The sequence below is a fragment of the Blautia sp. TM10-2 genome, assembly GCF_003480845.1.
Taxonomy (GTDB): domain Bacteria; phylum Bacillota; class Clostridia; order Lachnospirales; family Lachnospiraceae; genus Fusicatenibacter; species Fusicatenibacter saccharivorans.
In genome coordinates this window covers 1-12,839 of the sequence record NZ_QUJZ01000006.1, presented here as the reverse complement: position 1 = coordinate 12,839, position 12,839 = coordinate 1, and the positions used below count along the sequence as shown (strand labels likewise).

The 12,839-nt window shown below is 50.7% G+C and carries 7 protein-coding genes and 4 tRNA genes; 2 read left to right on the top strand and 9 right to left on the bottom strand.

All coding sequences use genetic code 11. The features are described 5' to 3' along the window. Positions 1-24 precede the first annotated feature (24 nt). From DXD92_RS07150 to DXD92_RS07135, 4 genes are all read right to left on the bottom strand, one after another. A complete protein-coding gene (locus DXD92_RS07150) occupies positions 25-2,214 on the bottom strand; it encodes a DNA topoisomerase III (protein WP_118640323.1) in 2,190 nt (729 codons plus the stop codon). Between the two features lie 16 nt (positions 2,215-2,230). Further along, positions 2,231-5,497: a 3'-5' exonuclease gene (locus tag DXD92_RS07145; RefSeq protein ID WP_243104857.1), complete on the bottom strand. Its 3,267-nt coding sequence runs from the start codon at positions 5,495-5,497 to the stop codon at positions 2,231-2,233. Between the two features lie 186 nt (positions 5,498-5,683). Continuing rightward, a complete protein-coding gene (locus DXD92_RS07140; RefSeq protein WP_147326098.1) occupies positions 5,684-5,911 on the bottom strand; it encodes an HPr family phosphocarrier protein in 228 nt (75 codons plus the stop codon). 332 nt (positions 5,912-6,243) lie between these two features. Continuing rightward, positions 6,244-7,452 (bottom strand): serine hydrolase domain-containing protein, encoded by a 1,209-nt coding sequence (locus DXD92_RS07135; RefSeq protein ID WP_243002049.1) that lies wholly within the window; start codon positions 7,450-7,452, stop codon positions 6,244-6,246. Between the two features lie 220 nt (positions 7,453-7,672). On the opposite strand from DXD92_RS07135, the gene DXD92_RS07130 reads away from it, so the two are divergent. Continuing rightward, the gene (locus DXD92_RS07130) at positions 7,673-8,047 is read left to right on the top strand and encodes a metal-dependent transcriptional regulator (protein ID WP_055221737.1); all 375 of its coding nucleotides are present in this window, start codon (positions 7,673-7,675) and stop codon (positions 8,045-8,047) included. 104 nt (positions 8,048-8,151) lie between these two features. On the opposite strand, the gene DXD92_RS07125 is transcribed toward DXD92_RS07130, so the two are convergent. Beyond that, positions 8,152-11,484: an alpha-L-rhamnosidase gene (locus DXD92_RS07125; RefSeq protein WP_158581771.1), complete on the bottom strand. Its 3,333-nt coding sequence runs from the start codon at positions 11,482-11,484 to the stop codon at positions 8,152-8,154. A gap of 159 nt (positions 11,485-11,643) precedes the next feature. Here DXD92_RS07125 and DXD92_RS07120 point away from each other — a divergent pair, with 159 nt between their 5' ends. After that, positions 11,644-12,261, top strand: coding sequence for a flavodoxin family protein (locus DXD92_RS07120; protein ID WP_118640321.1), 618 nt, complete (start codon positions 11,644-11,646; stop codon positions 12,259-12,261). A gap of 120 nt (positions 12,262-12,381) precedes the next feature. Here DXD92_RS07120 and DXD92_RS07115 read toward each other — a convergent pair. The 4 genes from DXD92_RS07115 to DXD92_RS07100 form a co-directional block, all read right to left on the bottom strand. Next, positions 12,382-12,455, bottom strand: a tRNA-Asp gene (locus DXD92_RS07115). A 34-nt stretch (positions 12,456-12,489) separates the two neighbouring features. Next, positions 12,490-12,563: transfer RNA gene (locus DXD92_RS07110), tRNA-Ile, on the bottom strand. Between the two features lie 4 nt (positions 12,564-12,567). Further along, positions 12,568-12,640: transfer RNA gene (locus DXD92_RS07105), tRNA-Thr, on the bottom strand. Between the two features lie 26 nt (positions 12,641-12,666). Further along, positions 12,667-12,738 (bottom strand) — tRNA-Glu (locus DXD92_RS07100). Positions 12,739-12,839 lie beyond the last annotated feature (101 nt).

Below are 12,839 nucleotides of genomic sequence, written 5' to 3'. Positions count from 1 at the left end.
ATTCTGGCAGACACGCTCCGTTTTTTATAATTTGATTCCTTTTAATGCCGCGGCAAATGCATTGTTTACCGGCTCTTCGGCCTCTTTTTTCTGTTTTTTCAGGTAGGCTGCCACATCCCGCTTCGTCACGCCTCCGCCCTCTTTTTTGCGGCGCTCCTGGAATTTTGTCATGCGCTCCTTGTGCCCGCAGGAGCAGACAAACGTCGCATCCTCGCCTTTTCCGATCATCTCCATGCGCTTATGGCAGACCGGGCATCTCGCATTCGTCGTACGGGAAACCGTTTCACGGTAGCCGCACTCTCTGTCCTGGCAGACGAGCAGTTTTGCGTTCTTTCCATTCACCGCAAGCAGCCGTTTTCCGCAGTTCGGGCACTTCTTGTTCGTCAGGTTGTCGTGGCGGAACGTTCCCTCTTCCGTCTTGATCTCATCGATCAGTTCCACCGTGTAGCTGCGGATCTCCTTCATAAACACATCGCGCCGCTTCTTTCCCTTTGCAATGTCGTTTAACTGCATCTCCCAGCTTGCCGTCAGCTCCGGCTTTTTGAGATCCGCCGGCACCAGCTTCAGAAGCTGGCGTGCTTTCGAGGTCAGATAGATCTCATTCCCCTTTTTCTCCAGCAGAAAGCTGCGGAACAGCTTCTCAATGATATCTGCGCGGGTCGCAACCGTTCCAAGGCCGCCCGCCTCGCCGATCGTTTTCACAAGACTGCTGTCGCGGTTTTCCATGTAACGGACCGGATTCTCCATCGCGGAAAGCAGCGTTCCTTCCGTAAAGCGTGCCGGCGGCTTTGTCTTTCCCTCCCGGAGGCTGATCTTTGGCTGGTCGAACTTCATGCCTGCCTGCAAAAGCGGCAGATTCTGCTCCCGCACCTCTTCTTTCGCCTCGTCCTCGTCGTCATACCGGTTATCCTCGTACGCCTCCTGCCAGCCTTTCTCGACCATGCGCTTTCCACGCGCCGTAAAGCATTCTTTTTCGATGGAAGCCTGGATCACAGTCTCCTCGTATACGCAGGGCGGCAGCAGCACCGCAAGAAAACGGCGCACCACGAGATCATAAATGCGGCGTTCCTCATTGGAAAGTGCAGAAAGCTGCACATACTGCTCCGTCGGGATAATGGCGTGGTGGTCGGAAACCTTTGCATCATTCACAAAACCTGGCTTTTCCTTCAGCGGACGGCGCTTCGCCTGCTGTGCCAGCGTCTTGTACGGCCCGATACTCACGGCATCGAGGCGCTCTTTTAAAGTCGGTACAATATCCTTTGTCAGATACCGCGAATCCGTCCGCGGATACGTGAGGACTTTGTGCGTCTCATAGAGGCTCTGCATCAGATTCAGGGTCTGTTTTGCCGAATAACCGAACCGTGCACTGGCATCGCGCTGCAGCTCCGTCAGATCGTAGAGCAGCGGCGCCTCTTTCTGTTTTTTCTTCTTTTCTACTTTTTGCAGGACAAGCGGATACCGTTTTGCTTTTTCTGCGATCTGCTTTGCCTTTTCCGGATCAGAAATCCGTGTTCCGCCCGATTTTTCATCCTTCCAGGTGTATACTGCGCCGCCTGCTGCTGCCGTTACGGTGTAGTACGGCTTCGGGACAAATTCTCGGATTTCCTGCTCGCGCTGTGCAATCATGGCGAGCGTCGGTGTCTGCACACGGCCGCAGGAAAGCTGTGCATTGTATTTGCATGTCAGTGCCCGCGTTGCGTTAATGCCGACAAGCCAGTCCGCCTCTGCACGGGAAACAGCAGCCCGGTAGAGATTATCGTACTCTTTCGCATCTTTCAGGCTGGCAAATCCCTCACGGATTGCCTTGTCGGTAACGGACGAAATCCAGAGACGCTTACACGGCTTCTGATTGTGCGCCTTGTCAAGAATCCACCGCGCCACCAGCTCGCCTTCACGGCCGGCATCTGTCGCAATGACCACCTCACCGACATCTTTCCGCGCAAGCTGTGTCGTCACAGCGTGATACTGTTTTCCCGTCTGCGGAATGACCTTGATCTGCAGTTTCTCCGGCATCATCGGCAGAACTGCCATATTCCATTCCTTATACTTTTTATCATAGTCCTCCGGGTCTTTTAAGGTCACGAGGTGGCCGAGCGCCCAGGTCACAATATACTGGTTTCCTTCCAGTGCTCCGTTTTCTTTTTTCGCACATCCGAGCACGCGTGCAATATCGCGTGCCACAGATGGTTTTTCTGCAATTACCAGAGTTTTCATGAAATGTCTGCTCCTTTTATAGCTCTTTATACTGTTTTATAATTTCATCCCGGTCTTTTCCGAGAATAAAGTAATAATCGATCTGTCCGTCCCCGGCGGTATGAAGATACGTTCCAAACGTCCGCACATTGCACAGCAGTGCCGTTCTGGAAGCGGCGGCTGCAATACCATAGCCGCGGTTTGAGACGACAAGCGGCATCCGCGCCTGCTTTCCGCCAAACGAGACGTAGCGCGCCTTCGCGGTCAGATCCAGCCACTCTGTCGAGAGAATGCCCTTGGCTTTCAGCTTTTCGGAACCGCTCCAGTCAAAGAATGTCCATGTCATGCCGCCGTCGATCATGCGCGGCTCGTCTCGTTTCTCGGAAAGAACCAGTTTGTGATCCGGCGTAAAGAACTGCACCGCGCCGTCCTTTTTTTCCACCATGACACGCAGCTTCTCTGTCTCAACAAGAACCGCCGTCTTCGATTCCTTTGCACTCCAGGGGAACGAGGTATCCGCCTTTGGCTTCCAGTACGTGTCCTGGACTTTTGCCGTCACACCTTTTACGAAGCTGATGCGGATGACCTCCGGCGTAATCGGCGTGATGCGCAGAATGCCGTACATGCTCGCCATCTCAACCGCTGCTTTTCCTTTCTTTGCCCATTTCACCGCGCACTTGATCCTCGAATGCCCCTTCATGCGCAGCAGTTCATTTTCCGGAATTGCCCCAAAAGCGTAGGGCGATGTATTCATGTGCTCTGGCTGTTCGGCTTTTTCTGACTGTATTCCTGCAGTCGCCGGTCTGCTGCCCGGTGCTTTGCCGCCTGTCTTTCCACGGTAGGCGGCACCGGCAAAGACAGCAGAAACTCCTTCCGGCGCACGCTGCTGCATCGTCTTTGCGGCAATTTCTTTTCCTGTTTCTGCCGCTGCTTTCCGCATGCCCGTACTGCTTTTTGGCATCACCGCTGTTCCCGTCGTGCTTGTATTTCCAGGCGCCCTTCCCGGTATCTGCTCCGGCTTAATTACAATCCTTTTTGGTCCGTGGCTGTTCCGCTCGTCCATCTCCTGGATGCCGATCGCGCGGTTCTCCTCACGCGTCTCTTTTTGCGTCAGCGAAACCTTCTCATACTCTTTCGCCTTCGTCAGCGTCTCCATGGCAAATTCCTGATTGTGACGGCCCTTTGGCGCTTTCTTTGCAAGGATTCCTGTGAGTTTTCCCGTATACAGCACTGCCAGCTCATGCAGCGCACGCGTTGCCGCTACATAAAGCAGCTTTACCTGTCCGTCATTCTCCGGATATTTTTCTTCTGTCGGATCAAGAAGCAGCACCGCGTCAAACTCGAGTCCCTTCGTATACGCAACCGGAAGCACCATCACGCCCTCGCCAAATTCTGCCGTCTCGAGATCCTCCTCCACAACCGGCACATATTTTTTCAGCTTCCGCGCCGTCGCAGCCGCTTCTGCCTCATCCCGGCATACAACGGCAATTGTCTCATATCCCTGCTCCTGCCACGCTTTGATCTTCTGCACTCCAGCTGCCAGAAGCGCAGCCTCATCCGCAAACGCTTCCTTTTGCACCGTCGTTCCATGCCGCAGCACCGGCTCCACCGGATAAATCGCAAAATCCCCGTGCCGCAGGATTTCATTTGCAAAATCGGAGATCTCCACCGTGTTCCGGTAACTCTTCCGCAGAACGCCGAACGCATCGTACGTGCCGGTCAGAATCAGCTTTTTCAGCTCCTCCCAGTCGTTCAGGCCGTAGGAAAAATGGATATTCTGCGACGTATCTCCCATAATGGTATACGTACAGTCACGCAGACAGTAATGAAGCACCTGGTAAGCCATCATCCCGAAATCCTGCGCCTCGTCGATGACCACATGGCTCGCCTCGCGCACGGGATCGTTTTCCTTGATCCGCTTATAGAGGTATGCCAGCGCCGCCAGATCATAGACATCAAAGGAGTTTTCCGGCACTTCCACCGCTTTTCCTTTCTCCGCCTGCTGCTCCAGAAACTGTAAATAGAGATCAAAAATGGATCCCCGCCATTTTCCATCTCCAAAATATTTCTCGTATTTCCGCTTCAGCGCCTTTTTTTCGCGCGCCGGAAACGTCACTTCTTTTCCCGAAACCTCATTCTCAAATTTTGCCAGCAGGATCTCGTTCAGCATGCACATCTTTCCTTCCATGGAAAGTGTGGACTGCTCCCTGCAATAGTTATCAATATACTCGGCGTCCAGAAGCAATGTTCCCGTTTTTTCCAGCCGCACCGGCTCCCGCGGAATCTGCTCTGCCTCGTACGTACGGCAGAAATTTTCCAGATCGAAAAACCAGCCGCTTCCGCCCTTTATGCTGTTTTTCTCATCCGCGCGGTCGATGGTGTGTACCATGTACTTTTCTTCGTCCCAGTCCTCATACAGAAGCCGGATGAAAAGCTGCTCCATCGTCATCTGACGGATGCCGTACACATCGAGTTCCGGCAGAACGCTGGTAATGTAGTTCAGCAGAATGCGGTTGCTTCCAATGATATAGAAATCCTCCGGCCGGAAGTCCTCCTCGTAATTATAGAGGATGTACGAAATCCTGTGCATCGCCACCGTCGTCTTTCCGGAGCCAGCCACGCCCTGTACGATCAGATTCGTCTTCGGGGATCTGCGGATAATGAGGTTCTGCTCCTGCTGGATCGTCGCAATGATCTCACCGAGCACCGCTTTTTTGTTCTTCGCCAGATACTTTGTCAGCAGCTCATCGTTCGCTACCACATCGGAATCAAAAAAGTCTTTCAGATGGTCATTTTCAATCTCATACGTCCGCTTTCTTTTCAGATCAATCGAAAAAGTACCCTCTGAACTCACCGTATAGCTGCACGGCCCGGTGCTGTTCTCATAATAGACGGAGGAAATCGGCGCCCGCCAGTCCAGCACAACCGGCTCCGCCTTCTCATCGGAAATGCCGACGCGCCCGATGTAATAGGACTCTAAAAACGAAAGCCGCGGATCCTGAAAATCAATCCGCCCGAAATACGGCTTCTTTCTCGCTTTTTCCAGCCGCGCCATGCCGTGCTGGTACGCATTCAGCTTCGCCGTCGCATTGTTCCAGAGCGCCAGACCTTCCGCCTCTTTCGCGTCATACGTCTCCATCAGATCCGCCAGATCCTCATTGGCCGACCGGATATCTGCCTTCGCCTGCTCCAGATTCCGCTCGGCAATCCCGATGACCTTTTCAAGCTGCGCTTCCTCCTCTTCCCTCGTAAGTCCGGGAATCTCTGATTTTCTGATGCTTCTTTCCAGTTTCTCTTCTTCCACTTTGTACCTCCTTTTTTACGAAAAACTTCTTCTACATCAGCCCGTTCTTTTGATTCTCTTATTTCCATCCCAATAGACTTTATTTTACCATGCACACGTCTCCCCGGCAAGATACTTCACCCGCTTTTTCGTGCATCAAAAAAGACACCATGCATCTTACACACAGTGCCTTTCCGACTTTTTTTCTTACTGAAGGTAATCCTTAAATTTCTTTTTAAATGCTTCGATATCGTTCGTATGGGCTTCCACAACCGCATCCGGGTTTCCGGCGATCATCAGGACACTCATCAGGGATTTCGCATCAAAGACGCATCGTCCTATTTTTACGTCAACGTCGTAATCCAGGCGTTTCACCATATTTACAAATTCTTCTACACTCTCTACTTCATCAAACTTTAACGGTAACGAAATCATATTTTCTGCATCCTTTCTGCTTTTTGGTCTTTTTTTCATGATTTTGAATTCTTTCTTTTATTTCCTTCAAAATCGGTCAAAAGCTTACACGATATCCCTTTTTTGCTGTTTTTTCTGAAAGTAGTAATGAAATCGCCTTCATTTTCGACTGACACTAAAATAGCATACATCTGTCTCACTGCAAATATCCGTTTTAGACAAAATTCGACGTAGTTTTACAGCAATTTGCTCATATGTTTCGTCTGATTCGTTAAGTTGTTTCTTTTCCGGCACTTTTTTCGTCTGATCTGACGGGCCGGAAGGCCTTACTTGAGAATCACTCTCATGAAAAGTTATTCGCTGAAAATAATATTTCGGATCTTCCGGGACAGGGTGTACGTTCCGGCATCTTTTTTCTGGGTCATCATCAGAAATGTCATATTCTGCTCCGGCACGACTTCCATGTAGCATCCAAGCCAGCCGTCCCAGCCGAACTCACCCTTGCTTCCCAGCGTTACCGCACGCGTCGGATCTACCAGAACACGCATCAGATTTCCGTAGGAAAATCCTTCCAGACCGATCCAGTTATCAAAGCCTGCCTGCTGTACCGCGCTTAATGTGTGGCCTCCCAGAAATTTTACCGTCGCCGGACGGAGAATCTGTACACCGTTGTAGGTGCCGCCGTTCAGCAGCATCTGCGTAAATTTCGCATAATCGTCGATGGTAGATGCAAGGCCTGCTCCGCCTGCCTCATATGCCGGGCGGTACGCCATATCGTTCTGAATGCCAAGGTTATTGTCCAGATAACGGACGGACGGCTGTCCCTCCCTGCAGTCATACACCTTCGCCAGACGATCCTGCTTTTCTGCCGGAACCCAGAAATCGGTATCGTTCATGCCGAGCGGCTCGAAAATTTCTTTTTTCAGAAAATCCCCAAAGCGCATGCCGCTTGCCACCTCAATCACCGCACCTACGACATCCGCCGACGTTCCATAACTCCAGGACTGGCCCGGCTGATACAGAAGCGGGACTTTTCCAAGACGGTTTGCAAATTCTACTGTACTGATCGTTCCGCCGTTTTCTTCCTTAAGTCCGTGGATCACCTCCTGAAAAAGTGCATCGGTCTGCCGTCCCGTCTCATCCGTTCCGCCGTACGTCAGCCCGGATGTCATATTCATAATATCCTCCAGAAGGATCTCCCTCTCCGCTTTTTCTATCTTCCCATCCGCTGTACATACAACCGGGTTCCGGAAGCCCGGCAGATACTTGCTGACCGGATCCGCCAGATCGACGATTCCGCGCTCTACCAGAATCATCATGGCCGTCGCGGTAATCGGCTTGCTCATGGAGTAGAGACGGAAAATATTATCGCGGGAAACCGGCTTTTTCGCTTCGATATCCGCATATCCGCTCTCCAGATAAACTTGCTCTTCTCCGTCTTTGATCACCATCAGAAGACAGCCCGGTGTCTCTCCTTTTGCAACGGATGCATCCATCACCTGCTGCAGTCTTTTCTTTATCACCTGTTCCATGGTATGTCCTAACCTCCATCTAAATTTCATTGTTTTTTCCTATTTTACCTCTCTTTTTGCCCCCTGTCATCTTTTATCTTGCTTTTCTTCTTCTATCCTCATTGTCTTTTTTTCTGAAATCTTACAACTTTTCTGAAATTAAGAAAAACCATCAAAAACCATCATTGCCCTATTCCGAAAAATATGCTATTCTATATGTATATATATTTATGAATCTTCAGCTATTTAGAAAAACGAGGTGAACATCTTGCTGAAAACGAACGAATCCGCAGAAAATTATTTGGAAACTATTTTAGTCTTAAGTCAGAAAAAACCCGTTGTACGCGGTGTTGATATTGCAGAAGAACTTGGCTTTAAAAAATCAAGTGTCAGCGTTGCCATGAAAAACTTAAGAGAAAAAGAGCAGATCCGCGTAACGCCGGAAGGCTACATCTACCTGACCGACAGCGGACGCGCGATCGCAGAGATGATCTATGAGCGCCACCAGCTCCTCTCCCGCGGCCTGATGAGCCTTGGTGTTGATGAGCAGACCGCCACGGAAGATGCCTGCCGCATCGAGCATGTCATCAGCCAGGAAAGCTTTGAAGCGATCAAACGTCATCTGCACATGACTGCCGAAAAATAAACATGACAAAGAAAACGCTGCCGGAGTTCTCTTCTCTCCGACAGCGTTTCTCTTTCCGCCCGAAAGTCTCCCATTTCTTTGCCGGAGCCTTTCGGGTTTTCTTTTTACAGCATAAAAGTATACGTTCCGCTTCCCAGTTCCACGGTATCCGCCGGATCCTGCGTGTTTTTAAACAGGGTTGCCGTTGTATTGACCGGAATCGTAACCTGATACTCTATTTTGTCACCTTTCCGCTCCCATCCGGCAGAAATCACGCCGTACGGGCTGTCTACGGAACCTTTCATAAACTCGAGCGGGCCCGGCTGCGGTTTCAGCAGAATGTGCTGATAACCCGGTTTTGTCTCGTCTCTCTGGATACCAAGTCCCGTGTGATACAGCCAGGAAAGAACGCTTCCGAGAGAATAATGATTGAACGAGTTCATCGCATTCTGTCCGCCGAAGCCTTTTTCCTTCGTGTAGGAATCCCAGTGCTCCCAGATCGTCGTCGCTCCCTGGGTCACCGGATACAGCCACGACGGGAATGCCGTCTGCAGCATCATCTTCCAGGCATCCTCCACAGCGCCCTGCTCGGTCAGCATCTGGTTCAGAATACCCGTTCCAAAGAATCCCGTTCCGACCGTATGGCCGATCGCTCTCGTCTTTCGGATCAGATGCTCTCCTATTCCCTTTCTGTCTTCTGCCACACCATAAGACAGTGCAATTGCATACGAGCACTGCGTATCACACAGCGTTCCGTCCGCATTGCAGGTCTTTCCGGAATCCGGAAGTACAAATGTCTCATTCCAGAATTTCTTCACCTTCGCAGCAAGCGCCTCATACTGATGCTGCTCCTCTGTTCTTCCGAGCGCACCGGCAATCCGGCTCATCAGATCGGCTTCTTTATAATAGAATGCATTCCATAAAAGCAGCAGATCCGTCTCTTCCGGTGCCAGCCAGTCGCCAAGCGGTCCGATCGCCGGATTTACCTTCGTTCCCGGCAGACCCTTATCCTTCATATAGTCCATATATTTCTGCATGCCAGGATAAAATTTCTCCAGTGTGCGGATATCCCCATACTGCTCATACAGTTCCCACGCCATAAAAATACTCGCACACTCATACGTAATGCCGCCGAATCCGCCGCCCACCGGTGCAATCTCCGGGTACTGGCCTTCCGGTGTCTGCAGATCACGCATCGCCTGCAGGTTCCGCTCATAGAATTTCTTCAGGCTGCTGTTGTTGAGCGCCGTATGGCAGAAAATATGCGTATCGCCCGCCCAGCCCATGCGCTCATTTCTCTGCGGGCAGTCGGTCGGAATGTTGATAAAGTTGCATTTCTGTGACCAGGAAACATTCTCGGCAAACCGATTCAGCAGTTTATGGCTACTCGTAAGGCTTCCATGGAATTCCGTCACAGAAGAATACTGAAGACTCTCTACTTCTTCCAGCTCCGGCGCATGCTCCACACCGCTGATCTCAATATAGCGGTAGCCGTGGAAGGTAAACTTCGGCTGGAACACCTCTTCCCCGCCGCGGCAGATATAAACATCCGTACTCGTCGCATCCCGGTAATTTTCCAGCATCATCGTGCCTTCTTTTCCGGCATACTCCGGCAGATCCGGATAAAGCACCTCCGCATAGCGGATGATGATCTTTGTGCCCGCCTTCTCATGCAGTGTAATCCGCGGTACACCGGCCATCTCCTGTTCCAGATCGTAGAGATACACACCCGGGAACAGCTCTTTTCTCGTCTTTGCCGTTCTCCGGTCTACAATCCGCACCGGCGCATCGTACTCACCGATATATTCCGGCTTCTGCTCATGAACCGCTGGCCAGGACCGTCCAAAGCCCGGCATCGTGCAGAACTCTTCGATCATGACGGTATCCACAACAACTGGCTTTTCCCAGGTGCTGTCATCAAACTCCGGCAGAGAATAAGTTTCGTAAACCTCTGCCCGGCGCGCATCGTACTGCTCTCCGGCAAAGTAGCTGGAAAACAGGTAAGGACCTTCTCCGAAATACTTCCAATCCTCGGTATTTGTTCCAAAGACCTCGCGGCTGCCGTCCTCGTACTTCATGACAACCTTGGCAAGCAGACTCTCCTTGTCTCCAAAGTAATTGAAGTTCTTCACCACAAAGGTCTGTGCCTCGCTCCACCAGCCCGATGCCAGCGCCACGCCGATTCCGTTTCGGCCCGGTTTCATCAGCCCTGTGATATCGTATGTCTGATAGTTCATTCTGTGGTCATACTGTGTCAGACCCGGACGCAGCAGATCTTCCGTGATCTCCTGTCCGTTGATCCGGCAGTCGTAGATACCGCGCGCAGTAATATAAAGGCGTGCCGATACCAGTTTTTTCTCTTTCTGGCAGGAAATACACGACCGCAGCATTGGAATTGAATGATGGGACGGATCTGCCGTAATCTGGCTGTCTTCTACTTTAAAGTATCCGTTTTCCACCGGAATCTGATCCGCAAAGATACTTTTTTCCCCATCCAGCCGTCCTTCCGGCGTCTCACGAACAATTTCCGCGGATGGTTTTCTTACGTTTCTTACGGTCAGATTCTTAAAATATCCTGTCGTCCCTTTTCCTGCATAAAATCCGATCTCATTCAGTCTCGGATACGGCAGCACATCGTTATTTCCTCTCGGATTCAGCTGGCGGCCTGATACTTTCGTTCCAAAAAATCCATGCTCTTCAATGGCATCCACGAGGATGCCGTCGACATAGGCGTATGCCACATTGCCGTCAACCTCTACGGTCAGCTTATGAAAGGCATTGGCATTCTCTGGTGTCAGGATTTCCTGTGTTTTCTCTTTCCAGTTGACCAGTTTCGTAACGGCAAACGGTTTTTCCGCTGTATCCTCCGGCGCATAGCCCACGCGGTAAATTTCGAGGCGTGCATCTCCCTCCTCAAGGCACACAGCATAACGGATATAGTTCTCCCCTTCCATGCCAAGCTCATTTTTCGTATGATCGTTCAGACGGAAGTCATTGGCTCCAAAGACGATACCCGCTTCTCCCTTCCCGCCTTCCATCCGAAATTCACTCTCGATCGTAAAAACACCGCGGTTTTCCGCGCATACCGTCGCATGCGGTGCGCCGATCCACTCAGCTCCCTCCCATGCTGCATACAAAGAATCCATAAGGCCTGTCTCGAAGGAACTTTCTGCTTCTGCTTTTCCGCCGTGGTTATCCCACACCTCTGCTTTTACCTCATATTTGGTACAGGGCTGCAGTGCTTCTCCTTCATAACCAATCCCTGTTGATACGCCGGTTTCCATTTTTCCGCTGTCCCACACAGTATCTTCTCCGGTGCGCACAACGATCCGGCATGCGCTCTGCATCAGATTCTGTTCTCCTTCTTCTGCCGTCAGCAGCCAGGAAAATGCCGGTTTTTTCTCATCCAGCCCGATCGGTGCCATCTGATCTTCAATCAGAATTCTCTCTATCTTCATTTGGTAACCTCCCATTGCAAGTTTTGCCTTCTTTGCTGATTGTATTATACCGTCCAGCAGCTATTTCTGTTAAGATCAGTTTTTGCCCAAAAAAGCGTCTTTATTTGCATCTTTTCCGGTGTTATAATAAAGGAAATTATGAAAGAGAGGTACCATCAAATGAAAGTATTATTAATCAACGGAAGTCCTCACGCAAAAGGCAGCACTTATACTGCCCTGCACGAAATGGAAAAAGTCTTTACAGAAAATGGTATTGAGGCGGAAATCGTACATATCGGAAATAAAGATATCCGCGGCTGTGTTGCCTGCGGTGCCTGTTCCAAGCTCGGAAAATGTGCTTTTTCCGATATGGTAAATGAGGTTGCTCCGAAATTTGAAGAGGCTGACGGCCTTGTTGTCGGAAGTCCGGTTTATTATGCATCTGCAAATGCAACACTTATTGCTTTTCTTGACCGGCTGTTCTACAGCACACACTTTGACAAGACCATGAAAGTCGGCGCTTCGGTTGTCTCTGCACGCCGCGGCGGTCTTTCCGCTACCTTTGATGAGCTGAACAAATACTTCACCATCTCCGGCATGCCGGTTGCTTCCGGCCAGTATTGGAACAGTATCCATGGAAATAATGCGGACGAGGCACAACAAGATCTCGAAGGCCTGCAGATCATGCGTACCCTTGCACGGAATATGAGTTTTCTGATGAAGAGCATCCAGCTCGGAAAAGAATCCTTGGGTCTTCCGGAAAAGGAACCGCGCGTCGGCACAAACTTTATCCGTTAATTTATCTGTTAAGCAAGATGCCGTATTTCAGACTTTTTTCTATGTCTGGAATACGGCATCTTTTATAGCTGGAAGAAATTTTATACACGAAAAAAGCCTGCTTCCGCAGACTTTTTAAAGCGACCCGGATCGGGATCGAACCGACGACCTCCGCCGTGACAGGGCGGCGCTCTAACCAGCTGAGCCACCGGGCCAGACATATACAGAATATAAAATATAGAACTAAAGTGGACCTTCAGGGACTCGAACCCGGGACCGACCGGTTATGAGCCGGTTGCTCTAACCAACTGAGCTAAAGGTCCAAAGAGCCGATGATCGGACTCGAACCGATAACCTGCTGATTACAAATCAGCTGCTCTGCCAATTGAGCCACATCGGCATACATAACAAATATTTTATATTCAGTGACTCCGACGGGAATCGAACCCGTGTTACCGCCGTGAAAGGGCGATGTCTTAACCGCTTGACCACGGAGCCATATTTACTTTTTGAAAGAACTGACCTGTAAGAGTTTCTTACAGGTCGCATTCACTCCCCGAGTTGGGCTCGAACCAACAACCCTTCGGTTAACAGCCGAA